General features: G+C 63.1%; 30 protein-coding genes. 15 read left to right on the top strand and 15 right to left on the bottom strand.

All coding sequences use genetic code 11. From position 1 onward, the window contains the following. The first annotated feature begins 6 nt into the window (after positions 1 to 6). The gene (locus AC5RTB_RS11040; RefSeq protein ID WP_494061108.1) at positions 7 to 513 is read left to right on the top strand and encodes a MarR family winged helix-turn-helix transcriptional regulator; all 507 of its coding nucleotides are present in this window, start codon (positions 7 to 9) and stop codon (positions 511 to 513) included. Here the strand turns inward: AC5RTB_RS11040 and AC5RTB_RS11035 are convergent. Further along, positions 510 to 1,157, bottom strand: coding sequence for a TrmH family RNA methyltransferase (locus tag AC5RTB_RS11035; protein ID WP_494061107.1), 648 nt, complete (start codon positions 1,155 to 1,157; stop codon positions 510 to 512). The genes AC5RTB_RS11040 and AC5RTB_RS11035 overlap by 4 nt on opposite strands. Before the next feature lie 64 nt (positions 1,158 to 1,221). Between AC5RTB_RS11035 and AC5RTB_RS11030 the strand changes: the two genes are divergently transcribed. After that, complete coding sequence (locus AC5RTB_RS11030; protein WP_494061106.1) at positions 1,222 to 2,001, top strand: HAD-IIA family hydrolase; 780 nt, start codon at positions 1,222 to 1,224, stop codon at positions 1,999 to 2,001. Here the strand turns inward: AC5RTB_RS11030 and AC5RTB_RS11025 are convergent. The 4 genes from AC5RTB_RS11025 to AC5RTB_RS11010 all read right to left on the bottom strand — a co-directional run bounded on the left by AC5RTB_RS11025 (position 1,985) and on the right by AC5RTB_RS11010 (position 5,150). Further along, complete coding sequence (locus AC5RTB_RS11025) at positions 1,985 to 2,254, bottom strand: hypothetical protein (protein ID WP_494061105.1); 270 nt, start codon at positions 2,252 to 2,254, stop codon at positions 1,985 to 1,987. The two genes, AC5RTB_RS11030 and AC5RTB_RS11025, sit on opposite strands and share 17 nt — an antisense overlap. Before the next feature lie 44 nt (positions 2,255 to 2,298). Further along, on the bottom strand, positions 2,299 to 3,294 hold the full coding sequence (locus AC5RTB_RS11020) for a thioesterase domain-containing protein (RefSeq protein WP_494061104.1): 996 nt from the start codon (positions 3,292 to 3,294) through the stop codon (positions 2,299 to 2,301). Next, complete coding sequence (pyrE, locus tag AC5RTB_RS11015; protein ID WP_494061103.1) at positions 3,294 to 3,857, bottom strand: orotate phosphoribosyltransferase; 564 nt, start codon at positions 3,855 to 3,857, stop codon at positions 3,294 to 3,296. The genes AC5RTB_RS11020 and pyrE overlap by 1 nt, the downstream gene beginning before the upstream one ends. Positions 3,858 to 3,935: 78 nt before the next feature. Then, on the bottom strand, positions 3,936 to 5,150 hold the full coding sequence (locus tag AC5RTB_RS11010) for an ROK family transcriptional regulator (RefSeq protein WP_494061102.1): 1,215 nt from the start codon (positions 5,148 to 5,150) through the stop codon (positions 3,936 to 3,938). 116 nt (positions 5,151 to 5,266) lie between these two features. On the opposite strand from AC5RTB_RS11010, the gene AC5RTB_RS11005 reads away from it, so the two are divergent. The 12 genes from AC5RTB_RS11005 (at position 5,267) to AC5RTB_RS10950 (ending at position 17,745) form a co-directional block, all read left to right on the top strand. Then, positions 5,267 to 6,772: a sugar ABC transporter ATP-binding protein gene (locus AC5RTB_RS11005; RefSeq protein WP_494061101.1), complete on the top strand. Its 1,506-nt coding sequence runs from the start codon at positions 5,267 to 5,269 to the stop codon at positions 6,770 to 6,772. After that, a complete protein-coding gene (locus tag AC5RTB_RS11000; protein WP_494061100.1) occupies positions 6,769 to 7,782 on the top strand; it encodes an ABC transporter permease in 1,014 nt (337 codons plus the stop codon). The genes AC5RTB_RS11005 and AC5RTB_RS11000 overlap by 4 nt, the downstream gene beginning before the upstream one ends. Further along, positions 7,779 to 8,888: an ABC transporter permease gene (locus AC5RTB_RS10995; protein ID WP_494061099.1), complete on the top strand. Its 1,110-nt coding sequence runs from the start codon at positions 7,779 to 7,781 to the stop codon at positions 8,886 to 8,888. Before AC5RTB_RS11000 ends, AC5RTB_RS10995 begins: the two co-directional genes overlap by 4 nt. Next, positions 8,888 to 10,117 (top strand): substrate-binding domain-containing protein, encoded by a 1,230-nt coding sequence (locus AC5RTB_RS10990; protein ID WP_494061188.1) that lies wholly within the window; start codon positions 8,888 to 8,890, stop codon positions 10,115 to 10,117. The genes AC5RTB_RS10995 and AC5RTB_RS10990 overlap by 1 nt, the downstream gene beginning before the upstream one ends. Before the next feature lie 84 nt (positions 10,118 to 10,201). Continuing rightward, entirely contained in the window at positions 10,202 to 11,074 is an 873-nt protein-coding gene (locus AC5RTB_RS10985; RefSeq protein WP_494061098.1) for a sugar phosphate isomerase/epimerase family protein, read from the top strand. Further along, positions 11,071 to 12,240, top strand: coding sequence for a Gfo/Idh/MocA family protein (locus AC5RTB_RS10980; protein ID WP_494061097.1), 1,170 nt, complete (start codon positions 11,071 to 11,073; stop codon positions 12,238 to 12,240). Before AC5RTB_RS10985 ends, AC5RTB_RS10980 begins: the two co-directional genes overlap by 4 nt. 43 nt (positions 12,241 to 12,283) lie before the next feature. Then, positions 12,284 to 13,030, top strand: a complete 747-nt coding sequence (locus AC5RTB_RS10975; protein WP_494061096.1) for a sugar phosphate isomerase/epimerase family protein — start codon at positions 12,284 to 12,286, stop codon at positions 13,028 to 13,030. Then, positions 13,027 to 14,130 carry a Gfo/Idh/MocA family protein gene (locus tag AC5RTB_RS10970; RefSeq protein WP_494061095.1) on the top strand — a complete coding sequence of 368 codons (1,104 nt, stop codon included), beginning with the start codon at positions 13,027 to 13,029 and terminating at the stop codon, positions 14,128 to 14,130. The genes AC5RTB_RS10975 and AC5RTB_RS10970 overlap by 4 nt, the downstream gene beginning before the upstream one ends. 24 nt (positions 14,131 to 14,154) lie before the next feature. Next, positions 14,155 to 15,153 carry a sugar phosphate isomerase/epimerase family protein gene (locus AC5RTB_RS10965; RefSeq protein ID WP_494061094.1) on the top strand — a complete coding sequence of 333 codons (999 nt, stop codon included), beginning with the start codon at positions 14,155 to 14,157 and terminating at the stop codon, positions 15,151 to 15,153. 27 nt (positions 15,154 to 15,180) lie between these two features. Further along, positions 15,181 to 16,017 (top strand): NAD(+) synthase, encoded by an 837-nt coding sequence (nadE, locus tag AC5RTB_RS10960; protein ID WP_494061093.1) that lies wholly within the window; start codon positions 15,181 to 15,183, stop codon positions 16,015 to 16,017. 75 nt (positions 16,018 to 16,092) lie between these two features. Further along, positions 16,093 to 16,893: an exodeoxyribonuclease III gene (locus AC5RTB_RS10955; protein ID WP_494061092.1), complete on the top strand. Its 801-nt coding sequence runs from the start codon at positions 16,093 to 16,095 to the stop codon at positions 16,891 to 16,893. A gap of 3 nt (positions 16,894 to 16,896) precedes the next feature. After that, positions 16,897 to 17,745: a DUF8083 family protein gene (locus tag AC5RTB_RS10950; protein ID WP_494061091.1), complete on the top strand. Its 849-nt coding sequence runs from the start codon at positions 16,897 to 16,899 to the stop codon at positions 17,743 to 17,745. On the opposite strand, the gene AC5RTB_RS10945 is transcribed toward AC5RTB_RS10950, so the two are convergent. The 5 genes from AC5RTB_RS10945 to AC5RTB_RS10925 form a co-directional block, all read right to left on the bottom strand. Then, entirely contained in the window at positions 17,742 to 18,470 is a 729-nt protein-coding gene (locus tag AC5RTB_RS10945; protein ID WP_494061090.1) for an alanine--tRNA ligase-related protein, read from the bottom strand. The two genes, AC5RTB_RS10950 and AC5RTB_RS10945, sit on opposite strands and share 4 nt — an antisense overlap. A 28-nt stretch (positions 18,471 to 18,498) precedes the next feature. Beyond that, complete coding sequence (locus tag AC5RTB_RS10940; RefSeq protein ID WP_494061089.1) at positions 18,499 to 19,509, bottom strand: LacI family DNA-binding transcriptional regulator; 1,011 nt, start codon at positions 19,507 to 19,509, stop codon at positions 18,499 to 18,501. A 6-nt stretch (positions 19,510 to 19,515) separates the two neighbouring features. Beyond that, entirely contained in the window at positions 19,516 to 20,463 is a 948-nt protein-coding gene (locus AC5RTB_RS10935) for a carbohydrate ABC transporter permease (RefSeq protein WP_494061088.1), read from the bottom strand. Next, complete coding sequence (locus AC5RTB_RS10930) at positions 20,460 to 21,425, bottom strand: carbohydrate ABC transporter permease (protein ID WP_494061087.1); 966 nt, start codon at positions 21,423 to 21,425, stop codon at positions 20,460 to 20,462. Before AC5RTB_RS10930 ends, AC5RTB_RS10935 begins: the two co-directional genes overlap by 4 nt. 96 nt (positions 21,426 to 21,521) lie before the next feature. Next, positions 21,522 to 22,874 (bottom strand): ABC transporter substrate-binding protein, encoded by a 1,353-nt coding sequence (locus AC5RTB_RS10925; protein ID WP_494061086.1) that lies wholly within the window; start codon positions 22,872 to 22,874, stop codon positions 21,522 to 21,524. A gap of 159 nt (positions 22,875 to 23,033) precedes the next feature. Between AC5RTB_RS10925 and AC5RTB_RS10920 the strand changes: the two genes are divergently transcribed. Then, entirely contained in the window at positions 23,034 to 24,746 is a 1,713-nt protein-coding gene (locus AC5RTB_RS10920) for a glycoside hydrolase family 13 protein (protein WP_494061085.1), read from the top strand. 41 nt (positions 24,747 to 24,787) lie between these two features. Here AC5RTB_RS10920 and AC5RTB_RS10915 read toward each other — a convergent pair whose 3' ends face one another. From AC5RTB_RS10915 to AC5RTB_RS10895, 5 genes are read right to left on the bottom strand one after another with little or no spacing between them, the layout of a single operon-like run. Beyond that, positions 24,788 to 25,396, bottom strand: a complete 609-nt coding sequence (locus tag AC5RTB_RS10915; protein ID WP_494061084.1) for a hypothetical protein — start codon at positions 25,394 to 25,396, stop codon at positions 24,788 to 24,790. Continuing rightward, complete coding sequence (locus AC5RTB_RS10910; protein ID WP_494061083.1) at positions 25,393 to 25,980, bottom strand: DUF6286 domain-containing protein; 588 nt, start codon at positions 25,978 to 25,980, stop codon at positions 25,393 to 25,395. The genes AC5RTB_RS10915 and AC5RTB_RS10910 overlap by 4 nt, the downstream gene beginning before the upstream one ends. Then, the gene (locus AC5RTB_RS10905) at positions 25,977 to 26,351 is read right to left on the bottom strand and encodes a hypothetical protein (RefSeq protein WP_494061082.1); all 375 of its coding nucleotides are present in this window, start codon (positions 26,349 to 26,351) and stop codon (positions 25,977 to 25,979) included. Before AC5RTB_RS10905 ends, AC5RTB_RS10910 begins: the two co-directional genes overlap by 4 nt. Next, on the bottom strand, positions 26,348 to 26,539 hold the full coding sequence (locus tag AC5RTB_RS10900; RefSeq protein ID WP_494061081.1) for a DUF2273 domain-containing protein: 192 nt from the start codon (positions 26,537 to 26,539) through the stop codon (positions 26,348 to 26,350). The genes AC5RTB_RS10905 and AC5RTB_RS10900 overlap by 4 nt, the downstream gene beginning before the upstream one ends. Positions 26,540 to 26,547: 8 nt before the next feature. Next, complete coding sequence (locus AC5RTB_RS10895; RefSeq protein WP_494061080.1) at positions 26,548 to 26,988, bottom strand: Asp23/Gls24 family envelope stress response protein; 441 nt, start codon at positions 26,986 to 26,988, stop codon at positions 26,548 to 26,550. Positions 26,989 to 26,997: the final 9 nt, after the last annotated feature.

The following is a 26,997-nucleotide window of genomic DNA, read 5'->3' as shown; positions in this document are numbered from 1 at the left end:
TTGCCCATGAGCACCGTTCCCCAAGCCGCCCCCGGCCCAACCGGGTACTGGTATGAGCGAGCAGAGGGAATGGACGTCCTCAATGCGCTTCGGGATTATCGTGCCGCCGAGACAGCAATGCGTCGTCGTACCCGTACCTCAATGGGAATGAATGAGAACGATCTCCTGGCTCTGCGTTACCTCTTTGAGGCGCAGCGCGATGGACGCGAAGTCAGCCCGAAGGAGCTCGCCACAAAACTCGGTATTTCCTCAGCGTCAACGACCACCCTGATCGACCGGTTGGCTCGAACGGGTCATGTCAGGCGCAAGCCGCACCCCAAGGACCGCCGGGCCCTGGTATTGGAGGCGACCACCGAATCTGACTGCGAAGTTCGAGAAACCATGGGTGACATGCACAGAAGGATGATGGAGGTGGCCCGGTCCCTCACGCCCGAGGACGCGTCCGTCGTCGTTGATTTTCTGAACCGCATGCGGGAGGCCGTCGACACGGTCGACAGCCATCACCGCGCCTAGCTTCCAGGAATGACCCGTTGCCCGAAAACGTGGCGACGCACCCAGCCGTGCATGGCAATGGCGGCTGCCGCTGACGCGTTTATCGACCGGGTGGAGCCGAACTGGGCGATGGACAGCGTGGCATCGGCTGCGGCATGAACTTCGTCGGTGAGACCAGGGCCTTCCTGGCCGAATACCAGGACACAATTGCGCGGAAGCTCGTACGTTTCGAGCGGAACGGAGTCTGGAAAGTTGTCGATACCGATCACCCTCAGGCCGGCCGACTGCGCCCACTCGACGAATTCCTCCACCGTGGGGTGGTGCCGCACATGCTGGTAGCGGTCCGTGACCATGGCACCGCGACGGTTCCACCGGCGTCGTCCGATGATGTGGACTTCACGGGCGAGAAACGCGTTGGCGGTGCGTACCACTGAGCCGATGTTCAGGTCGTGCTGCCAGTTCTCGATAGCGACGTGGAAGTCGTGGCGTTTCGAATCGAGGTCCGCAACGATGGCGTCGTGCTTCCAGTAGCGGTACTCATCGACAACGTTGCGGGTATCACCGTGCGCTAGCAGCTCGGAATCCCACTGGGGTCCGGATGGCCAGACGCCTTCCCAGGGCCCAACGCCCACGGTTGCCGGAGGGTTCTCCACGGTTTCTTCCACCCCCCAAGACTAAGGTGAAAGACTGAAGGCAGGATGTATGTCCCTTTCAACATGAAAGAAGCGAATGCGCGAAAACGAACACATTGAGTGCTGGCTGACCGATATGGACGGCGTCCTGGTCCACGAGAACCAGGCCATCCCCGGAGCAGCAGAACTGATCGACCGCTGGGTGGCCACCTCCCGGCGGTTCCTCGTCCTAACGAATAACTCGATCTACACTCCGCGAGACCTCGCCGCACGGCTCAGGGCGTCCGGGTTGGAGGTTCCGGAAGAGAACCTGTGGACCTCGGCGCTTGCCACCGCCCAGTTCCTGCAGGATCAACTGCCCGGCGGTCGCGCGTACGTGATCGGTGAAGCCGGACTAACGACGGCGCTGCATGAGGCAGGCTTTGTCCTCACCGACCAGAATCCGGATTATGTGGTCCTTGGCGAGACGCGCACCTACTCCTTCGAGGCGATCACGAAGGCTATCCGCCTCATCCTCGACGGCGCCCGGTTCATCGCCACCAACCCGGACACCACCGGCCCCTCGAAGGAGGGCCCACTTCCAGCCACCGGCGCAATAGCGGCACTCATCACAGCAGCCACCAACCGCGAGCCCTATATCGTCGGCAAGCCCAATCCGATGATGTTCCGTTCGGCGATGAACCAGATTGATGCGCATTCGGAGACCACCGCAATGGTGGGTGACCGCATGGACACCGACATCATCGCGGGAATGGAAGCCGGGCTGCATACCGTCCTCGTCCTCACCGGCATCACCCAGCGTGCGGATATAGAGGCGTACCCGTTCCGTCCGGCGCAGATTGTGGACTCCGTACAGGACCTCATCGACCAGGTCTGATGGGCGGCATCCAGAGTCTGTTGGGGTGACCGGCGTCTCCGAACGCTTCAAGACTTCCTGCGGTCGGAACCCCTAGCCCCCGGGAAGCCGCATCCCTGGCGACGGCGAGGTCCGCCACGAGCTGTTCAAAGGCGGGCTCCCTGTCCTCCGCGTTGCGCAGGCGGAGGAGCGCGGACGGATGGGTGGTGAGCAGCACCTGCGCCGGCGCCACCTCCACAGGCCCGGGCATGAGCTTGCCCCGTTCTGGGCCCACCCGCACCGGCCTGCCCATCACAGCGACGCACGGATACCCGCCGCTCAGCGGAAGCTCTTGTTTGCTCCACCGGTAGGGATCGGGATGAAATCCTGCTGCAATTGGCGTACCACGGCCTGGTAGATCAGCGGATTCCACTGGGGGCTGGCGTGTGCCGGCAGTGCACCGTCCGTGATCAGGTCGGCCGACACAATGTTGTTCGAAAACGCTGCCGCCCAGCCGGGACGCGCCGTGGCATAGTCCACCGTGCCGTCATTCGGGTTGCCGATGAAGGCCAGCCCCGTGTCGCCCAAACTGAACCGGGCAACGTTGTAGTGGAAGATGTACGAGGCCTGCGACTGGATCAGCACGCTGGAAGGAGCCAGCGGTGAAAGCTGCTCAAGGGTCTGATCGGCGATCTGGGACCAGGTGCGCTCGTTCTTATGCACAATGCGCTCAGCCAGCTCATATCCCCCTCGGAGCACCGTCGGAACGCGATATCCGGCCTCGTACAGGTAGACCACGCCGTCGAACATTGCCTGGTCGATTACGTCGAACCGGCTATGGGGACTGGAGTCCAGCATGACGAAGCGGACGTCGATGCCCACCTCCCGCAGCCGGGAAGCCACCTCCACGGCCACCATCCCACCGAAACTGTGCCCGTAGAAGTAGAGGGTATTGATCTGCTGCGTCCGGATGTAACGCCGGAGGGAGCCCACGATGGTGGTGACGTCGAGGCCGAGGTTGGAGTAACCCATCACCGCCAGCCCTGCCCGACGGCTCAGCACCGGGCGAAGTGAGTTCATGATCCAGACACCCTCCTCCCAGCTGGTCTTGTATCCCGGGAAGAGGATCCAGCGAGCGTTCGGGAACGCGGCGTCCGCGTAGTCGTCCGCGACGGGGATGATACGGAGTTCCTCCCGTGCTTCCTGAATCTGCCGCGTGACGAACAGGTCAGTAGCCAGTGCCAGGCTGAGGGCGGATCCCGTGAGGAAACGACGGCGCGACATGCCCTTCAGGGCATGCGCGTATTCCAGTAGCCGTTCGGGATCGTTGGTCATTACTCCAGACCGAGTTCATCCTTGCTGTACGCGAAGAGGTAGGGAATGCCGGCCTCTGCCTCGATCCGTTCCTTTGAGCCGGTATCGCGGTCCACGATGACGGCGACGGCCTTCACGTTTCCGCCGGCCTTGCGCACGCCCTCCACCGCACTGAGCGCGGACCCGCCGGTAGTCGAGGTGTCTTCCAGAACGACGACGTCGCGGCCGGCGACCTCCGGGCCCTCGACCTGGCGCCCCATCCCGTAGGTCTTCTGTGCCTTGCGGACAACAAACGCGTCAATAGCGCGCCCGTCCCGTGAGGCGACGTGCATCAGGGCGGTTCCGACAGGGTCCGCCCCCATCGTCAGTCCGCCTGCACACTGGAAGGTGACGCCGGCGTCGTCGAGCAGGTCCAGCATGACTTCCCCCACCAGCCCTGAGGCTTCATGATGAAGGGTGACTCGGCGGAGATCAATGTAGTAATCGGCTTCCTTGCCGCTTGAGAGCGTTACTTTCCCCCTCACCACCGCCAGGTCAAGGATGAGATCGCGGAGTCGGTCACGGGCGGTGGGGAGATCGGTCATGGGAACCAGTTTAGTAGGGCCCGCCCTCTACCCCGATTCGTACGACGCCGGGCGGATACCAGGCCTTCGGACGGCAAGTCAGGCGGTGAACGTACTGGCTGCCTCGATGGCTTCAGGTGAAAGAACGTGCGAGATTGCCATCGCCGCCGCGCCCATGACACCGGCCCGCTGCCCTGCCACCGACGGCACAATCCGAAGGTGCTCAGTGGCAAGCGGAAGCGAACGGCGATAGACCACCTCACGAATTCCAGCCAGCAAGTGCTCCCCAGCCTGGGCCAGTGAGCCGCCAATGACCACGACCGAGGGGTTGATCAGATTCACGCAGGTGGCTAGGACGTCACCGATATCCCTACCTGCCTGCCTGATGACCCCAATGGCAGACACATCTCCCGACCGCACCATTTCGATCACGTCACGACCGCTGACGAGCTCCCTTCCGGTCAGTTCGTTCAGTGCGGAGGCGAGGGCCGGCCCGCCAGCGAGTGCCTCAAGGCAACCAGTGTTGCCGCATCGGCACAGAACTTCCCCTCCCCGAGGAACGCGTACATGCCCGAGATCACCGGCGGTGCCTTGCGCGCCGCGCTGCAATTGCCCTCCGGAGATGATTCCGGCCCCGATTCCGGTGGCGACCTTGATGAACATCAGGTCGGTTACCTCCGGCCAGCTCCCCGTCTGCTCGCCCAGAGCCATGATGTTCACATCATTGTCCACGAGAACCGGGACGTCGAAGCTGCGCTGTACAAAGTGGGGAACATCGAAACGGTCCCAACCGGGCATGATCGGCGGATTGATGGGCATGCCCGTCTCATGCTCGACCGGGCCCGGAAGCCCGATTCCGATCGCTGCCAACTCCGACAGCCCTCGCTGCCCTCTGTCGAGGAGTGTCCATACAGCATTGATCAGCCAACCAAGTACCGTTTCCGGTCCATCGGAAATGGTGATTTCTGCACGCTCACTGACGATCTCTTTTCCGGAGAGATCAGTCAGAACGACTATGGCATGCGTAGCTCCAATGTCGGCCCCGACCACCACGCGGGCGCCGGGATTCAGAGCAAACAACGACGGCGGCCGTCCTCCGGTCGACGCGGCACCCCCGTAGGGAGCTATCAATCCGGTGCGCATGAGCCAGTCCACCCGCGATGCCACCGTAGAGCGCGCCAACCCGGTCAACAGTGCAAGCTCAGCACGAGTGCGTGGCTGGCCGTCCCGTAACAGCTGAAAGACTTCGCTTGCCCCCGGCGCAGGCAGCGATGAAGACCGCTGAGCAGGAGATTCTGCGGTTGACTTGGACACGCTTTTAGTAAAACACGCCGGACTTCATGCCGTCACGCCGACCCCTATCGGGTAGCCGTTGCTCGACTTTTGCCTGACTATCGACAAAAGTATGCGACGTATGTCACAGTGAAAACGTGGATGATGAAGTCAACGACCCCGTGTTGAGAGTTGTAGGGCTCACGAAGGCCTTTTTTGGCGTCCAGGTCCTCAAGAATGCCCATCTGGAACTCCATGCAGGTGAAGTGCACGGGCTTGTCGGAGAGAACGGCGCCGGGAAATCGACGCTGATGAAACTCCTGGCAGGCGTCTACCAGCGGGATGCCGGAACTGTGGAAATTGATGGCAAGGCCGTCCACTTCCATCACCCGACCCAGGCTCATGAGGCTGGCCTGTCTACCGTGTTTCAGGAGTTCAATCTGCTACCTGATCGCACCGTTGCGGAGAATATCTACCTCGGCAGGGAACCCCGCAAGGGTCCTCTCGTGGACCGCAAGGCGATGCACGCCAACACTACTGACCTTCTGGCTCAGTTAGGCATCACAAGCATTGAGCCCTCCACCGAAGTGCGCTCTCTGTCCGTCGCACAGCAGCAGATCGTGGAGATCGCGAAGGCGGTGAGTTATGACGCCCGCATCATCTCTATGGATGAGCCAACAGCCGCGCTGGCCGGGCCGGAAGTCGAGCTGCTGTACGCGATCATCCGCCGCTTGAAGGATCGCGGCACCGCTATCCTCTATGTTTCGCACCGACTCAAGGAGATTTTCGACCTATGTGACACCATCACCGTGCTGAAAGACGGCGAGGTCGTCGGAACCCAACCCGCTTCGAGCATGGACGACGCCGTCCTCGTGCGCATGATGGTTGGCCGTCCTATCTCGGCGTTCTTCCCGGACAAACTGGCCGGAACTGCACGTGGCAGCGCGTTGCTGACAATCAAGGACGGCGGAAATTTTCAGCTTGATTCCATCAACTTGACCCTTCACGCGGGCGAGATTGTCGGTGTGGCCGGCCTGCAGGGTTCCGGACGAACCGAGCTGGTCGAGGCGATATTCGGGAGCCAGCCTTTTACGCGTGGCCGTATGGAACTTGCCGGTAAACCCTATGAGGCGCACAGTCCACGCCGCGCTATCCGCCATCGTATTGCCCTCATCACCGAGGACCGAAAATCCCAGGGGCTGAGCCTCAACCAGTCCATCCTGGACAACGCGCTTGGCGTCATCAGGTCCGTCTTCCCGGGGAAAACATCCGCCGCCCGGGCGGGCGTACCCGGCGTGTTCTCTTCCCTCGAGGTCGTCGCACGCGACCTTGACCAGGAAGTGCAGTATCTCTCCGGTGGGAACCAGCAGAAAGTGGTGCTTGCCAAGTGGCTCGCGATAGACCCCCAGGTTGTCTTGCTGGATGAACCCACGCGCGGAATCGACGTTGGGGCGAAGATCGCCGTCTATAACCTGATGCGTTCCCTAGCGGCGGAAGGAAAGGCCATTCTGATGGTTTCGAGTGAACTACCCGAAGTACTTGGTATGTCGGACCGAATTGTCGTTATGCGTGATGGCCGGATCGCAGGCGAGGTATCCCCTGACAGTAGTGAAGAACAGGTCCTGCACCTCGCAACCGGTGCGCGAACGGAGGCTTTGTCATGAAGCGTCTGTCTTCAACCCACGTCGTGTACGCCGTAGTCCTGCTGACCATTATTGTGGGCGCGATCCTGGTCGGCGCCGCAGGACGCAACTTCTTCAGCACCGGCAATATATCCGCCATCCTGACCGGCACCAGCGTGCTGGGTTTCATCGCCATCGGGCAGACCCTCGTGATCCTTGTGGGCAGCCTGGACCTTTCAGTTCCGTACGTTGTGAGCATGAGCAGCCTCATCGCAGCAGGGATCATGGCGGATCAGGCCGCCAACGTCCTCCCCGCTGTTCTGATCGCGCTACTCGTTGCGGCGATAATTGGACTGACAAACGGACTCATTGTGTCTGGGCTTAAGGTGCACGGCTTCATAGCCACGCTGGGTGTGGGCCTCATCGTTAGCGGATACCTTGCTACCAACTACAAGGGCAGTTCCGGTCAGACGCCCCTCGAGTTCCGGCTCATCGGTGCCACTGGAATCGGTCCCGTGCCGATCTCAACGCTCATTATGCTGGCATGCGCCGCCATAGTACTGCTCATGCTCACTCGTACGAGGCTGGGCCACCACATCTATGCTGTCGGCGGTGACATCTCGGTGGCCCGAATGTCCGGGATCCAGACCCACACGCCGATCATCGCGGCGCACGTCATCTGCTCAGTAATGGCGGGACTCGCCGGCCTGCTGCTGGCTGCACGCCTCGGAGTTGGCAGCCCAACAATTGGCACGCAGGGCGGGTATGCTCTGCTCTCCATCGCCGCGGTCGTGCTTGGCGGCACGTTGCTCTCGGGCGGGAAGGGGTCACTGGTAGGCACTCTTGGCGGTGTACTCATCTTCGCGATGATCGACAACATCATGAGCGTCATGCAGATCAACCCCTTCCTCAAAGACGTTGTGCGCGGGATCGTGATCGTGGTGGCGGTCGCCGTCTACGCACGGCGCAAGACCACCAGCCGCACCGACAGATTTCCAACAACGCCGCGATCAAAGCAGAAGGATGCCATCAGGCAGGAGGTCGCCGCATGAGTACCGCCACCACGGCCCGCAACCAGGCTCTGAAACAGAACCGCTCGTCGGCCGCGGAACGGTTCCTCCGGGCGTTGCGTACTCCGAGCGGAGCAGTCTTTGTGCTCCTCCTCGTCCTCCTCATCGCTGTCATCGCGGCCAACCCCTCCTTCGGCGAGCCAGGGTCGCTGATCCGCTTCATCGGAAGAACGGCGCCCATAGCTATCGCAGCAATGGGGCAGTACTTCGTCATCGTGAGCGGTGAATTCGATCTATCGATGGGGTCGGTGGTGACCGCGCAGGTCATCATTGCAGGAAACCTCATCGGCCAGGATGACAGCCGAGCTATTCCCGTACTTGTTCTCATGCTGGTGTTCGGCGCCTTCATCGGCCTGGTCAACGGCCTGATCACCACTCTGCTGAAAGTGCCGAGCTTCATTGTCACGCTCGGCATGATGCTTGCCCTGCTCGGGCTGGTGCTCTACTGGACCGGAGGTGCCGCAACCGGCAACCCCGCAGACAGCTTCCGACAGATTGGTCGGGGCGGCATCGGGGGTGTCCCCGTGGTGGAGGTGTTGCCCTACCCGGTCATCATCCTCGTTGTTCTGGCCGCCGGCGCATTCTGGCTGATGCGCCGCCCGTACGGCCGCACGCTCATCGCCGTGGGGGACAATGCGCAAGCTGCCGCTCTGACCGGAGCGCGCGTCTGGTGGGTCCGTACGAGGGCGTTCATGCTTTCATCGCTCGCCGCGACGGTGGCCGGAGTCATCCTCGTCGGCTATGCCGGCGTTCACCCCTCGGTAGGGCGAGGTTACGAATTCACCGCTATTACCGCCGTCGTGCTTGGCGGCGTCGTCCTCGGGGGCGGACGAGGCTGGGTGCTCTCGGCAGCAGCCGGTGCCTTCGCCCTCGAGATGTTATTCACCCTCCTGAATTTCGTCGGAGTCCAATCCACCTGGCGCGATACCGTCCAAGGCGCCATCATCATCCTCGCCGTGGCTGCGGGGACCATAACCTGGCAACGCCGTCGGCGTGGCCGGAGCAGTACCGCTCATGAACCGCAACACCCAGTAGCAGAAACAGTTGCACCATTGCCCGCAGTGGGCACCGATGAGGGAGGAAAATGATGCGCCGACGCATCCCAACACAGGTCACAGTGCTCGCAGCTGCAACGCTGCTTGCCCTGACCGCATGCACCACCGATTCATCCATAGAAGACCCACCCACCGCCGACGCCGGCGGAGATGCGGCAGCCACTCCAGCGGAAGAAAGCAGCGATGAATGGTTTGTTCAGGAGGTATACGACGAGCAGTTCGAGCAGCGATCGGCCACCTTCGAGGGTGACCCCGAAACACCTTGGCTACAGTACATAGACGGTGAAATGACCGATACGTCGCAGTTCGCTGCCGAGGGCGGGCAGAAGGTCTGCTTTGCCAACGCCTCGATTTCCAACCCGTGGCGCCAGACCGGCTGGATCACCATGAACGAGCAGCTCAAGGTTCTGCAGGAGTCAGGGGTCATTTCCGAGATGGAGACCCGCGATGCGCAGGACGATGACAATACGCAAATCGCCGACATCGATTACTTCATCGCAGAGGGAAACTGTGACGCGTTCGTGATCTCGCCGAACTCCACGGCGGCGCTTACCCCGGCGGTCGAACGGGCATGTGAAACCGGTAAGCCCGTAGTGGTCTTCGATCGTGGGGTCCAAACCGACTGTGCAACAACGTTCATTCACCCGATCGGTGGTTTCGCCTGGGGAATCGACTCGGCGAACTTCCTTGTCGATAACCTCGGAGAGGGCAACAAGGTCGTAGCCTTGAGGATCCTCCCCGGGGTGGACGTGCTTGAGCAGCGTTGGGCGGCAGCGGAGAGAATCTTCGAAGAGAACGGCATCGAAGCGGTGGACTACTTCACCGGTGCCGACCCGACTGAGATCAAGAAGATCATCTCCGACGAGCTGGCCACCGGAGACGTCCATGGCGTGTGGATGGATGCAGGCGACGGTGCGGTTGCAGCCATCGAGGCATTCGAGGACGCAGGCGTGGACTACCCGGTGATGACCGGCGAGGACGAGATGAGCTTCCTGCGCAAATGGGAAGATACCGGCCTGAACGGACTTGCGCCCGTTTACTCGAATTTCCAGTGGCGCACGCCGCTCCTCGCGCTCGAGAAGATTTTCGCCGGAGAGGAAATCCCGGCCGAGTGGGTCCTCCCGCAGGAGCCGATCACCGAAGACGAGCGCGGCGATTATCTGGCTGATAACGAGGGCATGCCTGACGGTCACTATGCGAAGTTCGGCGGCGAGGAGCTCCCGGGCTACCCCGACGTCTGGCAGGAACGCATCATCCCGTAACCCATCCATGAGTTGTCGCCTAGTTGCCCTCTCGGACGCTGTTGAGTGAGCAACTAGGCGACAAGAACGTCAGGACACAGAAACATGCACCGGCCTATCGGCGTCAACACCTGGGTGTGGGAGTCGCCCCTGACGGACGCAACCATAACTGAACTTCTTCCACGAATCGCGGGGCAGGGCTTTGACGCGGTCGAGCTACCGCTTGAGAACGTCGGGGACTTCTCCGCACAGTCCGTCACCAACTCGCTTTCGGGCCTGAAGCCCTACATTGTCGGAGCGATGGCTTCCGGACGTGATCTGGTGCTTGCCGATCCCGGCACGATTACTGAGACGCAGCGCTACTTGAGCGCCTGCATACAGTTAGCTCACGACGTCGGTGCCCCCGCCGTCTGTGGTCCCTTCTACTCCGCCACCGGTCGGCTGTGGCGCATGAGCAAGGATGAACGCAGCGAAGCCTATGCTGAACTGCGCCGAAATCTTGCTCCGCTGGCCGGCGAAGCGGCGGACGCAGGGGTCGTGCTCGGCATCGAACCGCTCAACCGCTACGAAACCTCGCTCCTCAACACCACTGCCCAGTCGCTGGAAGCGCTCGACCCCCTGCTGGGTCACGGAGTCGGGCTGGCGCTCGACACCTACCACCTGGGAATTGAAGAGCGGTCATCTGCGGACGCAATCAAGGCGGCCGGCGAACATCTGGTCCACCTGCAGGTCTGTGGGAATGATCGCGGCGCGCCCGGCGGCGACCAGACCGACTGGGACGGCATCTTCGACGCCCTGGATACTATCGGTTACACCGGCGCACTCAACATCGAAAGTTTCACGGCACTCAACGCGAGCATCGCCACGGCGGCATCAATCTGGCGCCCGCTGGCAGCCACGCAAGACAGACTCGCCGAGGACGGCCTCGCATTCCTGCGCAGGACGCAGGACAGGACTATTAAGGAGATGCAGATATGACGACGGCGGCGCCCGCTCCCACTTCGGGAGACCTTCGTCCTGACAGCCGGCTCGGAGTGGCTGTGCTCGGTTATTCGTTCATGGGGAAGGCCCACTCCAACGCGTGGCGCAACGTCAATGCGTTCCATCCGTCACCGCTGGTGGCTCAGAAAGTGCTAGTCGGCCGCGACGCCGCGCAGGTAGACGAGGCCGCACGGCAGTACGGCTGGGAGGAAAGCCTCACCGACTGGGAGCAGGTCCTCGACCGGGATGACATTCATATCGTCGACATCTGCACACCGGGCCACCTACACGCGGAGATAGCCATTGCAGCACTCGAAGCCGGCAAGCACGTAATCGTCGAGAAGCCCCTCGCCAATACCCTCGCGGAAGCTGAGCTCATGGTCACGGCGGCTCAGCGCGCGCGAGCCCGCGGAGTCCACTCGATGGTCGCCTTCAACTACCGCCGGGTTCCCGCGCTTGCCCTCGCACGGAAACTCATCAGCGACGGTCGCCTCGGGGAGGTCAGGCAACTACGTGTGAGCTACCTCCAGGATTGGTTGGTCGACGAGGAGGCGCCCATGACATGGCGCCTGCGTCAGGAAACAGCTGGATCGGGTGCGCTCGGCGACCTGGCCTCGCACGCCACCGACCAGGTGCGGTTCCTATGCGGTTCACCTATTGAGTCGGTCACCGGATCGGTGAATACCTTTGTGAAGACACGCAAGGGTCCAAACGGTCCGGAAGAGGTAACCGTTGACGACGCTGCCTGGGCAACCCTACGCCTTGCTTCCGGTGCGGTTGCGAGCCTGGAAGTGTCCCGTTTTGCCGCCGGGCGGAAGAACTCGTTCGAGATTGAGGTCTATGGGTCTCGGGGAAGCCTCTCCTTCAACCTCGAACGGTTGAATGAGTTGCAGTTCTTTGACGCGACAACGGATTTCGACTCGCAAGGCTTCAGGACCATCATGGTCACCGAACCCACTCACCCTTACCTTGAGGCGTGGTGGCCAGCCGGACACATCGTTGGTTGGGATTCCACGTTCATCAATCAAGCAGCTGAATTCACCAATTCGATCCGAACAGGCACCGCTCCTACGCCCTCCTTCGAGGACGGGCTCGAAGTACAGAAAGTGCTGGCCGCGATCGAGACAAGCGCTGCGCAGTCCAGTGCCGCCGTCACACTCTGATCTGACCTAACCCACCCCGAACACTCCACCGAAGGAGCAATGCGTGCAACTCTCCGTGCAGCTGTACACCGTCCGAGATGCCCTTGAGTCAGACTTGGACACTACGATCGATCGGTTGGCGGCGATGGGTTACACCAACGTAGAGCCCTACAACTTCGCGGCAAATACCGATGCGTTGGGTGCTGCGCTGACGCGTAACGGGATGAGTGCGCCGTCGGGCCATGCTCCCCTGCTCGACGGCGACCGCGACCTCATCTTCGAGGCCGCCGGCACGTTGGGCATCGGCACTGTCATTGAACCTCTCGTCGATCCCGTCCGCTGGAGCACCGAGGAGGCGATCGTGCAGACCGCCCAGGCACTCAATGAAGTGGCGGCCCTCGGAGCTGAGTACGGCATCACGGTCGGCTACCACAATCACTGGTGGGAAGTGGGAACCGACTTCGGCGGCCGCACCGGGCTTGAGGTACTCGCCGAAGCCCTGGATCCCGCCGTCGTGCTTGAAGTGGACACCTACTGGGTGGCTGTGGGTGGGCACGATCCCGCTGAGCTGCTCGGGAAGCTGGGCGACCGGGTCCGTTTCATCCACATCAAGGACGGGGCCGTCGACCGGGACAACAAGTCGCAGGTAGCCGTGGGCGCTGGGCGGATGGATATTCCGTCGATGCTCGCGGCGGCTGCGTCGGTGGAGGTAGGAGTCATCGAGCTGGACGACAGTGCCGGAGACCTGTTCGAGGCGCTTGAGGACAGCCTTCGGTACCTGCAGGCCGGCGCGAATTCGACAAACGCATGAGCGGGCCGGTGGGGGTCGGCATCATTGGAGCCGGTGTTATCAGCAAGGAGTACCTGACCAACCTCACGTCGTTTCCTGACGTGCAGGTCCATATCGTCGCGGACCTTTTCGCAGAGGCTGCCCAGTCCCGTGCGGAGGACTTCGGTGTTCCGGCGTGGGGGACGGTCGAGGATGCGCTGCAGCATCCCGACGTCGAAATAATCGTCAACCTCACCACTCCCGCCGCGCATGTGCCGGTCGCGCTGGACGCGGTGGCAGCCGGGAAGCATGTATGGAGTGAAAAGCCCTTCTCCCTCGACCGGGAGTCCGGCAAGTCCCTTCTTAGGGCGGCGTCCGACGCGGGCGTGAGGTTGGGATGCGCCCCTGACACGTTCCTCGGTGCCGGCCTGCAGACCGGCCTTCGCATGATCCAGCGCGGCGATATCGGAGTGCCGCTCACTGCGCTGACGCTCATGCAGTCGCCCGGCCCGGAAGCCTGGCACCCCAATCCGGCGTTCCTGTTCCAGGAGGGTGCGGGGCCGTTGTTCGACATGGGTCCTTACTATCTGACCGCGCTGGTACAGGCCTTCGGCAGCGTGAACACCGTAGCCGCGCTTGGGTCGCGGTCACGGGAGACCCGCGTGATCGGATCCGGCCCGTGCGCTGGTGAAGAGTTCGCCGTCACCGTTCCCACGCATGTGAGCGCGCTGGTCCAGTTCAAGGGCGGCGCCTCCTCCACAAGCAACTTCAGCTTCGATTCGCCGCTCCCCCGTCACGGTTTCGTGGAGATCACCGGGTCGGAAGCCACGATTGCCTTCCCGGACCCGAACATGTTCGACGGCGCCATCCGCCTCCACCGCCACGGTGCCGACGACTGGGAAACCCTCCCGGCCGTCGGTTCCACCTTCGGCCGCGGCACCGGAGTGCTAGATATGGCCCGCTCGATCCGTGCCGGTGTTCTGCACCGCGCACAGGGTGAAACAGCCTTCCACGTCCTGGACACCATGGCTTCCATCGCCGAATCCGTGGAAAACCGCACGTTCGTTGACGTCGCCAGTTCCGCCGTGGCGGCCGAGCCCCTGCCCGAAGACTGGAACCCCACTACCCGCACGCTTTCCTGACCACTCACGCAAGGAGAAAAATTCATGGCACGCAATTTCACCCTGTTCACGGGCCAGTGGGCGGACCTGCCGTTCGAGAAGGTAGCCGAACTCGCAGGCCAGTGGGGGTACGACGGACTGGAGATCGCAGTCTCCGGTGATCACCTCGACGCCTGGCGCTGGGATGATGACGACTACATCCAGGAACGGCTCGACATCCTGGAGCGCAACAACCTCAAGGTGTGGGCCATCTCGAACCACCTCAAGGGCCAGGCTGTCTGCGACAACCCGATCGACTTCCGCCACGAAGCCATTGTCGGCCCCAAGGTCTGGGGCGACGGTGATCCCGAGGGCGTACGGCAGCGCGCTGCGGAGGAAATGAAGCTCACCGCACGGCTCGCCAAGAAGCTCGGTGTGAAGACCGTCGTCGGCTTCACCGGCTCGTCCATCTGGCAGTACGTCGCCATGTTCCCTCCCGTCAGCCAGGACGTGATCGACGCCGGGTACCAGGACTTCGCTGACCGGTGGAACCCCATCCTCGACGTATTTGATGAGTGCGGCGTGCGCTTCGCCCACGAGGTGCACCCCTCAGAAATCGCCTACGACTACTGGTCCACCCGTCGCGCGCTCGACGCCGTCGGGAACCGGCCCGCTTTCGGACTCAACTGGGATCCGAGCCACTTCATGTGGCAGCAGATAGACCCGGTGGCATTCATCTCCGACTTCGCGGACCGGATCTACCACGTGGACTGCAAGGACACGAAGATGCGGATGGGCGGCGGCCGCAACGGCATTCTGTCCTCGCACCTACCCTGGGGAGATCCCCGCCGCGGCTGGGACTTCGTGTCGACCGGACGCGGTGACGTGCCCTGGGAGGACAGCTTCCGGGCCCTCACCGCAATCGGCTATGACGGTCCGATCTCAGTTGAGTGGGAGGACGCCGGCATGGACCGTCTCGACGGTGCCCCCGAGGCTCTCGCTTTCCTGAGGAAATTCGACTTCGCGCCGTCGTCGTTGTCCTTCGACGCCGCGTTCAAGCAGTAGTCCGGCGGAGTTTAGTAACCTGTCCCCATGCGCGAACTTCAGGCGAAGATCATCGACGAAATGGGCGTAAGCCCCACCATCGACCCTGTGAAGGAGATCCGCCAGCGCGTGGACTTCCTGAAGGACTACGTCCAGGCCTCCCGGACCCAGGGCTTTGTGCTCGGGATCAGCGGCGGTCTGGACTCAACCCTCGCGGGAAAACTGGCGCAACAGGCGGCGGAGGAACTGCGGGCCGAGGGCACCGAAGCCTCCTTCGTGGCTGCCCGTCTGCCATATAACGTCCAGCATGACGAGGATGACGCGCAGGCAGCGCTGGCCTTTATCGCGCCGGACCGGTCCGTCGTCTACAACGTTGCTCCCGCCGTCGACGGTTTCCAGCGCGAGTTTTCCAGCGCTGCCGGCAAAGAAATGTCCGATTTCAACAAGGGCAACGTGAAGGCGCGCGTACGCATGGTGGCGCAGTACGCCCTGGCCGGCGAAGACAACCTCCTGGTCATCGGCACGGACCATGGCGCCGAGTCCGTCACGGGCTTCTTCACGAAGTACGGCGACGGCGGCGCGGATATCCTCCCGCTGTTTGGCCTGAACAAGCGGCAGAACCGCCAGCTCCTCAAGGAACTCGGCGCGGAGGAACGCCTCTATAACAAGATTCCCACCGCGGACCTGCTGGATGAGAACCCCGGCCAGACCGACGAGCACGAACTGGGCCTTACCTACGACCAGATCGACGACTACCTTGAGGGCCGGGAAGTTCCCGAGGAAGCAGCGCAGCTCATCGAGCGCCGCTACCTTATGACCCGGCACAAGCGCACGGTCCCCGTCTCCATTCACGATTCATGGTGGCGCGGCACACCCGAATCCTGACCGCAGGGCGGGCGCTCACGTCTGATAGAGGATCGGGTACCAAGCAAAACCCGCCGATTGGGTAACGTAGCAACTGTGAAGATTGCGACCTGGAACGTCAATTCCCTCCGAGCCCGTGCCGACCGTGTGGAGGCCTGGCTCGACCGCTCCGATGTGGACGTCCTTGCCATCCAGGAAACCAAGTGCAAGGACGAGAACTTCCCTTGGGACATGTTCGAGAAGAGCGGCTACGAGGTGGCGCACTTCGGCGTGAGCCAGTGGAACGGCGTCGCCATCGCTTCCCGTGTGGGGTTGACCGACGTTGAGCGCACCTTCCCGGGACAGCCCGTGTTCGGGAAGGACGCCGATCCTGTGCAGGAGGCCCGCGCGATCGGCGCCACTTGCGGCGGCGTACGGGTGTGGAGCCTGTACGTCCCGAACGGCAGAGCGCTCGGAGACCCGCATATGGCATACAAGATCGAATGGCTCGAGCTGCTGCGCAAGCACGCCGTCGGGCTGCTGGAGGCGGATCCGTCAGCCCAGGTGGCGCTGACCGGTGACTGGAACATTGCGCCGCAGGATGAGGACGTCTGGGACATCGACCTCTTCCTCAACAACGGCTACACCCACGTCAGCCCGCCGGAGCGCGCCGCGTTCCATGCCTTCGAGGAGTCGGGCTTCACCGACGTCGTCCGTCCGTACACCCCTGGCCCCGGCGTGTACACCTACTGGGACTACAAGCAGCTCAGCTTCCCCAAGCGCATGGGAATGCGCATCGACTTCGTGCTCGCCTCCCCTGCCCTCGCCGAACGTGTAGGCGGAGCTTCGATCGACCGTGAGGAACGCAAGGGCAAGGGCGCATCCGACCATGCGCCCGTCATCGTGGAGCTGACCTGACCCATGGCTCACATGCCGCGCGCGGGCCGCAGCTTCCCCTACGTTTCCTTCCTGCGGGTTTATGAACCACTCGACGCGTTCAGTGACGCCCAGCAACTCGCAATCCTGGAACAGCGGACCCGCGAGCGCCGGGTCACCGAGGCGATGGACCGCCTCGACGCGATGCGGCGCATCACGCGTGCCGTCTCGGACCCCTTCCCGCACCATGCGCAGGACCTCGTGCGAGTGCTTCACTTCCCGCGCGGCAACGGGACCACCGCACCCTTCTACTGCCCCAACCAGTTGGCGGTGCGCACCTTCCTCGCCGCCGAGTCCCTCGAGCAGACCATCCGCGGTCCGCTGATGGACGTGCTGCTCCCGGACATTGCCCGTGAAGCGCATCAGGCGCGGCTGGATCCGGAGACGCTCGCCGAGTCCACGGCGAAGCTGCACACCCGGTCCGCTACCTGGGGCGTCCCCTTCGCCTGGTTTGTGCTCATCCATGAGGACGACCTCACCGAGGTCGTCGACGACGACGGCCAAGTCCACACCGTCCGTGTCTCCGTCACGATCAGCGAGTGCATTGACCGTTCCCGACGCGCCGTCGCCAGCCTCGCGATCGCCGCCCCGGAACTGGACCTGCTTGAAGAGCTGACCGAGATCACCGAATGGCTGGAGTCCTTCCGCCGTGACGCCGTCGTCGAGCTGGACTACGGGCCGGTAGCGGACCTGGTGTTCCCGGACGAGTCGCCCATGGATGTCCGGATGGGCATCGAGTGCCTCGCCGAAGTGGACATGACCGGCGCGGCCGCAGCCTACCGGCGCCTCGCGTCGCGGTGGGTTCCCATCCGCCAGCTCGCCCGCGCCTCCTAGTTGACGCCGTCGACCGCGTAGGACACCTTCGTGATGCCTTTCTTTGACTTGATCCTGGTGATGTTGAGCTTCCCGACCTCGGCGACATCACGCACATGCGTCCCGCCGCACGGCACCCCGAAGGTCGGGTTGTAGAGCACGATCCTCGCGGGCTTGTTGGTAGGGATGTTCTCCGGAACGTGCCGGCAGTATTCGCCCATGTCAGCGACCGGCATGAACCGGATCTCGTTGCGGCTGCCCTCATCGATGACCCGTCCCACCTCGCGCTCGATGCGCTGACGGGTCTCCTCAATGTCTTCGGGGACGTCGCCGTTGTACTCGACGAAGGACATGTGCGGATAGTGCGCACCCTTGCCCGGCACCCATGAGAGGCCCAGCCGCTCGACGGCGAGATCAACAATGTGTCCGGCTGAATGAAGCCGGGTATTCACCGCCCGCCGCTCGGCGTCCACATCCAGTACGACGCCGGCACCCTCCGACACAGTGCCCTCACCCAGGTGGTGGACCACCCCGTGCTCATCGAGGCGCACCTCCTCGACGGTGAAGGCAGCGTCCCCTGCGGAGATTGTCCCGGTGTCCCAGTCCTGTCCTCCGCCGCGGGGATAAAAGCAGGTGCGGTCGAGTTCGACGTCGAGCCGGCCGTCGTCGAGCCTGGTCACCGCCGTAACCGTGGCGGAAGCAGTCAGCACATCGAAGTCGTCGAGATAGAGGAGGTCGGTAGCCATGTCTCCAAGCGTAGCGACCGGGACCCGGCTAGCCGGGCGCCGGGCCAGTCGAGGCGCGCAGGATGAGTTCGTGGGGCTGCGTCGGCGGGTTTTGCACGGGCGGCACACCTTCCAGCTCGTTCAGGAGGAGTTCCGCTGCGGAGGCACCCTGCTCCTCGGGCATCTGCCGCACCGTGGTCAGGCCCATGGGTTCGGCGAACTCGTGATCGTCAATCCCTGCGATAGAGAGTTCGTCCGGCACGCGGATGCCGAGCTCGGAAGCGGCAATCAGGGCACCGAACGCCATCTCGTCGGACGAGCAGAACAATGCCGTGGGCCGTTCACGCGCTGTCGAGAGCATCCGCTTCACGGCGATCTTTGCCTCCTTGAAGCGGAAGTCACCGAAGACGGACCATTCCTCGCGTACCGATAGACCGTGGGCAGCCATCGTCGCGTGATAGGACTCCTCACGGATGCGGGGTACCTCAAAATACAGGCCGAAAGAACCGCCTCCCCGCACATGTCCGATCCGGGTGTGACCGAGTGAGATCAGGTGTTCCATGGCGTCCCGAACGGCTGCATCATCATCGATGCCGACATGACGCACGCCCTGAACGGAACCGCCCACCACAATGGTGGGCGATTCCAGTTCCCGGAGGGCGCGATGCTCATCCTCCGTGAGTTCCATGCACATCACCAGGAGGGCATCGATCCGCTTTCGCAGGATCGAACGGTGGAACACCCTTTCCCTGTTTACTCCCGTTCCGCCCAGACTGAAGACGATGAGGTCATATCCTGCGGCACGGAGTTGACGGTCCACGCCCTCCAGGACAGCCGAGAAGTACCAAGTTTCGATCATGGGCAGCAGCACGCCCATCGCCATGGTTCGTCCGGAGGCCAGTCCCGACGCAGCCGACGACGGTACATAGCCGAGCTCCCGCGCCGCGCTCAGCACGCGGGCGCGGGTGCTCTCCGACACTCCAGTCAGCCCGCGCAGTGCGCGCGACACTGTCGCGGTTGACACCCCGGTGGCAACCGCAACATCCTCGATGCCGGTCACGTTGCATCAGCCCTTGAGCCCACCAGCAAGCAGCCCGCGGACAAAGTAGCGTTGCAGCCCGAAGAAGACGAGCAGCGGAACGATCATTGATACGAACGCGCCTGCCGTCAGTCTGTGCCACTCTCCGCCGCGTGTTCCGGTCAGCTCGGCAAGTCGCTGCGTGATGGGCGCGACGTCGCCTGTACCTCCGGAGAACACCAACGCCACCAGCAGGTCATTCCAGACCCACAGGAACTGGAAAATCGCATAGGAAGCGAGTGCGGGAACCGACAGCGGAATGATGATGCGCCAGAAGATGGTCGCGTGCCCGGCGCCGTCCACCCTCGCTGCTTCGATGACCTCGCCGGGAATCTCGGCTATGAAATTGTGCAGGAGGAAGATGGCCAATGGCAGCGCGAAGATCGTATGCGCCAGCCACAGTTGCGCATAGGAACCCGAGGGCAACAATTGGAACTCGCCGATCTTCAGGTTGACGAACAGCGTCAGCAGCGGAATCAGAGCCATCTGCAGGGGGATGATCTGCAGCGCGAAGACAAAGACAAACAACGTGTCCTTGCCGCGGAAGTTGCTCCACGCGAAGATGTAGGCGGCCATCGAGGCGACCACCAACGGGATGAGGGTCGCGGGAATGACAATGGCAAGGGAGTTGACGAAGTACTGTCCGAGGTTGGGTGACTGGCTGCCGCCGGAGACGAGTACGTCCCTGTAGTTATCGAGCGTGAACTCGAAGTTGGACAGGATGTTCCACCAACCGTTTCGGTTGATTTCCGCCTGCGGTCTGAAGGAGGAAATGAACAAGCCGGCAGTCGGAACGGTCCAGATGATGGCGATGATCACCGCAGCAATCGTGGCACCGCGGGAGGTAAGTCGCTGTTTTACCCGGCGGGCGATCGGCGGGGCTGGTTGACCGTCCTCGGTGCCGACAATTACTGGTACAGCTGGTGTCGAAGTCATCGGATCTCCTTCTGCTTCTTGAGTACCCGAGCGTTATAAATGACTACCGGCAGCACCATGAGGAACAGGACCAGTGCCAGGGCTGCTCCGCGACCGGGTTCAGCGGCCCGGAACGCCTGGGTGTACATCTCGTTGGCGATGACCGACGTCTCGTAATTACCCGCCGTCATGGTGCGAACGATGTCGAACACCTTCAGGGTGATGATCGTGATGGTGGTCACCACCACCACCAGTGCGCCGCGAATGGACGGGATGGTGATGTTCCGGAACTGCTGCCATGCACCCGCGCCGTCGAGCCGCGATGCTTCAATAACATCCGCCGGTATCCCCTTGATCGCCGCCGAAAGAATAACCATGGCGAACCCCACCTGGATCCACACCATCACTGCGATGAGGAAAAAGGTGTTTCCCGGAGCGTCGAGCAGGAACTGCTTCGGCTCCCCACCGAACCAGACGAGGATCTGGTTCACGAGGCCGATCTGCTCTTGCTCCGAGCCGCGGAAGGCGTACATGAAATTCCAGATGATGCCGGCGCCGACCATGGAAATGGCCATCGGCATGAAGACGAGAGCTTTCAGGACGCGTTCGCCATGTGCCTTGTCGATGAACACTGCGTAGACGAGCCCGATGATCGTCGAGAGCGTGGGAACGAGAATCACCCACAGCACGGTGTTCCTCAGTGTGACCAGAGCGGACGGCTCTGTGAACATCCAGATGAAGTTGTCGATGCCGTTGACGTTTCCGTTACGGTCCGTGAACGCGAGGAAGGTGGTCTGCAGTGCGGGCCAGACCATGCCGATGATCAGCAGGATCGCGGCAGGCGCCATGAACCCCAGGATCGTCGCTTTGTCGCGGAAAGATTTGGGTGCCCGGTCAACCAGCAGCATGATGATCCCGATGATGGCGGCAAAGACAGCCAGGGCGATCACCACCTGCAGGAATTTTTCGCCGAGATCCTCCATAGCGAAGCCTCCTTTGTGGGAAATATTCCCGAAGATCGAGAAAGTCAGTACGAACCCGGCGTACCACGTGAGTGATACGCCGGGTTCGTGAAGGAACTACTGGGGCCAGCTGCTTTCGATGGTGTCAACCACCTGCTGCGTCGGCGTGCCGTTGATCCACTCAACGATGCCCTTCCAGAAGGAGTTGGAGCCTACGGCCCCCGGCATCAGGTCAGACGCGTCGAACCGGAAGACGGTATCTTCGCTCTGCAACAGCTCGATGGACTGCTTGTCCAGAGGGCTCTGGGCAAGCGAGGCGTCGAGCGCTTTGTTGGCGCTGATGGCACCACCCTCGGAAACGCGGTTGTTGGCGAACTCAGCGGAAGCCATGAAGGTCTGGAAGGCCACAACTGCGGGTTCGTCGGAGTACGCAGCGACAATCTCGCCGCCGCCCGTGATTGCACCGCTGCCGGCTTCAACACCCGGGGTCATGAAGGCCCAGACGTCTCCGTCTTCGGCGATTTCGGTACCTTCAGGCCAGTTTGATGCCTGGAAGGACGCCTGGTGGTGCATTGCGCACGCTCCGTCGAGGACCGGCTGGCCGGCATCGGCGAACGGCGTGGTCAGGATGGAACGAGAGTCACCGAATCCGCCGTTGACGTAGTCATCGTTCTTGAGGATTTCACCCACGGAGTCGAATGCTTCAACGATTTGCGGGTCGTTGAACGGAATTTCGTGGTTGACCCACTGGTCATAGACGTCCGGGCCGGCCTGGCGCAGCACGTAGTCTTCGATCCAGTCGGTGCCCGGCCAACCCGTGGCCTCGCCGGATTCGAATCCTGCGCACCACGGCTTCATTGTTCCTTCTGCTGCGATGTCCTCGGTGAGGGTCATCATCTCGTCGAGGGTCTCAGGGATTTCCCACCCCTTCTCCTCGAAGGTCGCCGGGGAGTACCAGACGTAACCCTTCACGTTGGCGAGCATTGGAGCGCCGTAGAACTCACCGTCGACCGTGCCGTAGCCCTTCCAGTCCTCGGACCAGTTCTCATCGACGAGCGCTTCCACTTCATCGGGGGCGGGCAGTACGTTGCCGCCGGCCACCTCAGCTGCGAGCAGACCGGGCTGCGGGAAGATCGCGATGTCCGGAGGGTTGCCGGCCTGTGAGCGGACGCCGATCTGGGTCTCAAATTCCTTCGACCCTTCATAGACTATTTCGGCGCCGGTGCACTCTGCGAAGTCGGCCCAGGAATTTTCGAGACGCTCGGCTTCAATGTCCACGATGGTCGAGTAGACACGCACTTCTTCGCCGTCGAAGGTTCCGTATTCCTCGTAGGCCGCGCAGTCCGCGGCCGGTTCCTCGCCGCCTCCTCCGTCGCCGTCGCCACCTGTCCCACAGGCAGAGAGTGTGAGCGTTAGTACGCTGAGTGCCGCAATCGGCAGCACCGCTTTGCTTCCGCGAATAATCGCCATTAAATGACTCCTTTGTCTGGCAGTCGGTCTCTGAGTGGGCACCGCCGCCTAGCCTCTTGATAACATCAAAGTAAGCGCTTACGTTGTGATCTGCAACACCGAGTGCACCGTACCGCCCGGTCGATATCCAATCGTGACCCGCATCTGAAGAGGAGCCCCATGACTGCCGCCGAGCTCTCAACCCCGACTCACCAGGCCCAGAACGAGCGTGGTGCTGCATGGTGGGAAGACGCTGTCATCTATCAGATCTACCCCCGTTCATTCGCGGACGGGAACGGTGACGGCATGGGTGACCTTCACGGCATCAAAAGCAAACTCCCCTACCTTGAGAATCTGGGAGTCAATGCCGTGTGGCTCTCACCCTTTTATGTCTCACCGCAGGCCGACGCCGGGTACGACGTGGCGGACTACCGGGACGTGGACCCCCGGTTCGGCACTCTTGCTGACTTCGACTCCATGCTCGCCGAAGCGCACCAGCGCGGACTCAAGGTGATCGTCGACCTCGTCCCCAACCACACCTCCGATGAGCACGAGTGGTTCCAGGCTGCCCTGCGCTCCCCCAAGGGCTCCCGTGAGCGCGACCGGTACATGTTCCGGGACGGACGCGGCGCGAACGGCGAACTGCCGCCGAACAACTGGCAGTCCATCTTCGGCGGCAACGCCTGGACGCGGATCGAGGACGGTCAGTGGTACCTGCATCTCTTCGACACAAAGCAACCGGACCTGAACTGGGAGAACCCGGAAGTCCATGAGGAAATGATCTCCGTCCTGCGCTTCTGGCTGGATCGCGGCGTCGACGGATTTCGCATCGACGTGGCGCACGGTCTGGTCAAGGCCGAGGGACTTCCGGACTGGGCCGGCCGCGAGAGCATGGTCGGCGATGTGCATAATCCGGACGCGGCGGAGGAGGTGGCGGCCACCGAACCCACACCGCCGTACTTCGACCAGCCCGGCGTCCACGCAATCTATCGCGACTGGAACCGGGTCCTCGCCGAATACCCAGGTGACCGCATGCTCGTGGCCGAAGCCTGGGTGGAGCCGACCGAACGGCTCTTCCACTATGTGCGACCCGACGAGATGCAGCAGGCCTTTAACTTTGACTTCCTGCGTGCCGGCTGGGATGCCGGGCGCCTGAGTGTGAGCGTCACCGAGTCCCTCGCACAGGCCGGAAACGTCGGCGCGCCCAGCACCTGGGTGCTGTCGAATCACGACACCGTTCGGCACACCACGCGCTTCGGCCTTCAGGATCCGACGCAGCTGCCCAAGGGCGTAGGAACGCCGGATGAACAGCCGGATGAGGCGCTAGGCCTGCGGCGCGGACGCGCGGGAATACTCATCATGCTTGCGCTGCCCGGCTCCGCGTACCTGTACCAGGGCGACGAACTGGGCCTGCCCGAGCACACGCTGCTCGATGACACCGTCCGCCAGGATCCTGCGTTCTTCCGGACCCAGGGTGCAGAGCGCGGCCGCGACGGTTGTCGCATCCCGATTCCGTGGAAGGCAGGCGCCCCGGGCTTCGGCTTCAGCACCACGGACGACGGCGTCGCCCCCTGGCTGCCTCAGCCCGCCAGCTTCGCCGACTACGCGGCGGACGTGCAGGTCGGCCGCCCGGGCTCGGTTCACGAGCTGGTGAAGTCCGCGCTGGCCGAGCGCTCAGCGCGGCTGCTGGGCCGCGGATCTGTTGAGTGGGCTCCGGAACACCGCCCTCAGGCCGGCGTGGTTGCCTTCACCAACGGGTCCGTACTGCTGGTGGCAAACATGGGCGAGGAGCCCATCGAACTGCCTGCCGGCGTCGTCGTTGTTGCGAGCGCGGAGGATGCGGTGACCGACGGCGCGCTGCAGCCGAACAGCGCTGTGTGGATCGAGCGGTAACAGATCAGGGGGGCCAGTGCACCGTGAGCTGCGCCAAAGCCCTAGCGCACCCTCTCGGCGCGGGTGAACCGCGTGCGGGCACCGGAGCTGATGCTGATCAGCACCGGGGTCTGCACGCCGAGGACGTCATCGAGTGCGGAAACGAGCCCCGACACCTCTTCCGCCACCACATAGGGCGCTACCCCCTGCCGCGGAAAGACCCGTACCTTCAGCGCAGGCCGGCCGCGGAATTCATAGGTGGACACCGCTGAGTTCACCAGGTCCACCCGGTCGCTCAGCGCCGCCTTGAGCGCCTGCTCAGCTACGGCGGCGTTGATGGTGACGCTGCCGGGAACGGGATCGTCGTCGTCGTCATAGGCGAGCGTTCCCGAGCGGCCCTTCCCCTGATTGGCCACCCACGCGATCATGAGAATAACCAGCACGACCATGAGCAGGGCAACGACAATCCATAACCAGCTATCGCGCTGCCCCGGAAGCGTAGTGGATTCAAGCACGTTGCTGATCCCATCGCCGGCCTGTGCTGCCGTTGACTGCCACCAGCGGTCAACCCCGGGCGCACCGAGCGCCAGCGCCAGGGCGCCCACCAGCATCAGGATCGCACCGAACACTGCCAGCAGGATGCGGTTGATGACTCGCGGGGTCTGGTTCACTGCCCGATCACCCCTGACTGCGCCACCGTCACACGGACCTCGGGCACCGGATCGACGGCGCTGCGGCGGAGTTCGTCCTCCACGGCTGCCTGGACTGACCGGTCGTTAACCGGGATCCCCGATGTTGGCCGCACCTGCACCTCAACGATCCGCCGCCCGATCGTCACCAGCACCTGCTCCGGCGCGACGCCCGCGGCGACGCGCGCGCGGCGCGCCAGGGAGGAGGCCAGCACCTCCGAATCAACGACGACGGCGGCACGATCGTTCGGTATGCTCAGCCGCGCCCTCCTGCCGGGCAGGATGGCGGCCAGGAAGAAAAAGAGACCCACCAGGAAGATCAGCGCTCCGGCCGCGGCGAGCACGCTGGTGGATACGCCCTCCGGGAGGGAACCGACCCAGCCCGCAGCCTCCTCAGGGCCCAACAGCCATGGCTCCTGTCCGAGTGCCTTCAGCGCCGCCTCGAGCATCACATATAGGGCCAACACAATGACGAGCACGGCAACGATGGTTGACGGTATCGCCCGGGAGGCGTGTGTTTCCCGCCGGATGACCTCGGAGGTGAGCCGGGTGGTTTCATCGTTCATCTGGCCCTCCCGCCGTCGGAAACGAGGGCGCCCGTGACGCGGATGTCCACGCGGCTCAGGCGCGATCCGCTCAGCTGCATGACGCGTTGCAGGATCTCGCCCTTGGCACGGTGCACCCTGTCCTCCACCGATCCGCCGAAAACCGCAACCGCTGAGGGGTCCGCTGCCACCCGGTGCAGGGGAGGCACCGCGATGGGCAGGGCGAGATTGAGCCCAAGCAATCCGGCGTCGTCGAACCAGGTCGCTCTAATCTCCCGGACGGGCACGTGAAGAATATCGGAGGCAACGCCGCAGGCGGTGCTGGTCAGTGCCTGCGTGGTGATCCGATTGTGCCCGGGGAGCCGCACGCGCGCGGCGGATGCGGGGGTCACGAGGATGAACGGCGTCCGGCCAGGGCGTCACGCACGCTGCGCAGGTCGAGTTTGCCCTCTGCGACCCGGCCAACGAACGCGCCGATGGCCATGAAGAGGGCCACCAGAAGGAAACCCCAGAACTCGAAGATCAATGCGGCGAAAGCCAGGATGGTACCCACGAGCATCCCGACGACAGTGAGGTTCATGGTGTCTCCTAGCTCGCCGCAGGCCGCGGCTTATCGGGGGTCTTCGGATCATTCAGGCCGGGCACGTGCACATCATTGACCTCGACGTTGACTTCGATGACCTGCAGGCCCACGAGCTCACCGACCGCAGCAAACACTGCTGCCCGGACCTGGTCCGCCACCGCCGTAAGCGGATACCCGTATTCGGCGACAAGGTTCACGTCAACGGCAGCCTGGATCTCGCCGACCTCGACGTGCACGCCCTGTGCGAGGTCGCTGGCACCAACGACGTCGCGAAGCGCTCCGAGCGCCCGTCCGGTGCCGCTGCCCAGCGCATACACACCCGGGACCTTACGGGCGGCGATAGCGGCGACCTTGGCTACGGCCGTTTCTGAGATGGTTGTCCTGCCGGTTGCCGAGGCAGCGATCGGCGTTAGGCCCGCGGGCCGGGTTTCCTGCTCGTTTTCCATGCTGGGACC

It is taken from the genome of Arthrobacter sp. M71 S08, from assembly GCF_059089725.1.
Note: the sequence above shows the minus strand (reverse complement) of the source record. Positions and strands in the feature narration are given on the sequence as shown.

What these genes read in the sequence shown, in the direction of transcription:
- AC5RTB_RS11040 (WP_494061108.1), top strand. Translation starts at nt 7, where the DNA reads ATGAGCACCGTTCCCCAAGCCGCCCCCGGCCCAACCGGGTACTGGTAT.
- AC5RTB_RS11030 (WP_494061106.1), top strand. Translation starts at nt 1,222, where the DNA reads ATGCGCGAAAACGAACACATTGAGTGCTGGCTGACCGATATGGACGGC.
- AC5RTB_RS11020 (WP_494061104.1), bottom strand. Translation starts at nt 3,294, where the DNA reads ATGACCAACGATCCCGAACGGCTACTGGAATACGCGCATGCCCTGAAG.
- pyrE (WP_494061103.1), bottom strand. Translation starts at nt 3,857, where the DNA reads ATGACCGATCTCCCCACCGCCCGTGACCGACTCCGCGATCTCATCCTT.
- AC5RTB_RS11000 (WP_494061100.1), top strand. Translation starts at nt 6,769, where the DNA reads ATGAAGCGTCTGTCTTCAACCCACGTCGTGTACGCCGTAGTCCTGCTG.
- AC5RTB_RS10995 (WP_494061099.1), top strand. Translation starts at nt 7,779, where the DNA reads ATGAGTACCGCCACCACGGCCCGCAACCAGGCTCTGAAACAGAACCGC.
- AC5RTB_RS10990 (WP_494061188.1), top strand. Translation starts at nt 8,888, where the DNA reads ATGCGCCGACGCATCCCAACACAGGTCACAGTGCTCGCAGCTGCAACG.
- AC5RTB_RS10985 (WP_494061098.1), top strand. Translation starts at nt 10,202, where the DNA reads ATGCACCGGCCTATCGGCGTCAACACCTGGGTGTGGGAGTCGCCCCTG.
- AC5RTB_RS10980 (WP_494061097.1), top strand. Translation starts at nt 11,071, where the DNA reads ATGACGACGGCGGCGCCCGCTCCCACTTCGGGAGACCTTCGTCCTGAC.
- AC5RTB_RS10970 (WP_494061095.1), top strand. Translation starts at nt 13,027, where the DNA reads ATGAGCGGGCCGGTGGGGGTCGGCATCATTGGAGCCGGTGTTATCAGC.
- AC5RTB_RS10965 (WP_494061094.1), top strand. Translation starts at nt 14,155, where the DNA reads ATGGCACGCAATTTCACCCTGTTCACGGGCCAGTGGGCGGACCTGCCG.
- nadE (WP_494061093.1), top strand. Translation starts at nt 15,181, where the DNA reads ATGCGCGAACTTCAGGCGAAGATCATCGACGAAATGGGCGTAAGCCCC.
- AC5RTB_RS10950 (WP_494061091.1), top strand. Translation starts at nt 16,897, where the DNA reads ATGGCTCACATGCCGCGCGCGGGCCGCAGCTTCCCCTACGTTTCCTTC.
- AC5RTB_RS10945 (WP_494061090.1), bottom strand. Translation starts at nt 18,470, where the DNA reads ATGGCTACCGACCTCCTCTATCTCGACGACTTCGATGTGCTGACTGCT.
- AC5RTB_RS10935 (WP_494061088.1), bottom strand. Translation starts at nt 20,463, where the DNA reads ATGACTTCGACACCAGCTGTACCAGTAATTGTCGGCACCGAGGACGGT.
- AC5RTB_RS10930 (WP_494061087.1), bottom strand. Translation starts at nt 21,425, where the DNA reads ATGGAGGATCTCGGCGAAAAATTCCTGCAGGTGGTGATCGCCCTGGCT.
- AC5RTB_RS10925 (WP_494061086.1), bottom strand. Translation starts at nt 22,874, where the DNA reads ATGGCGATTATTCGCGGAAGCAAAGCGGTGCTGCCGATTGCGGCACTC.
- AC5RTB_RS10920 (WP_494061085.1), top strand. Translation starts at nt 23,034, where the DNA reads ATGACTGCCGCCGAGCTCTCAACCCCGACTCACCAGGCCCAGAACGAG.
- AC5RTB_RS10910 (WP_494061083.1), bottom strand. Translation starts at nt 25,980, where the DNA reads ATGAACGATGAAACCACCCGGCTCACCTCCGAGGTCATCCGGCGGGAA.
- AC5RTB_RS10900 (WP_494061081.1), bottom strand. Translation starts at nt 26,539, where the DNA reads ATGAACCTCACTGTCGTCGGGATGCTCGTGGGTACCATCCTGGCTTTC.
- AC5RTB_RS10895 (WP_494061080.1), bottom strand. Translation starts at nt 26,988, where the DNA reads ATGGAAAACGAGCAGGAAACCCGGCCCGCGGGCCTAACGCCGATCGCT.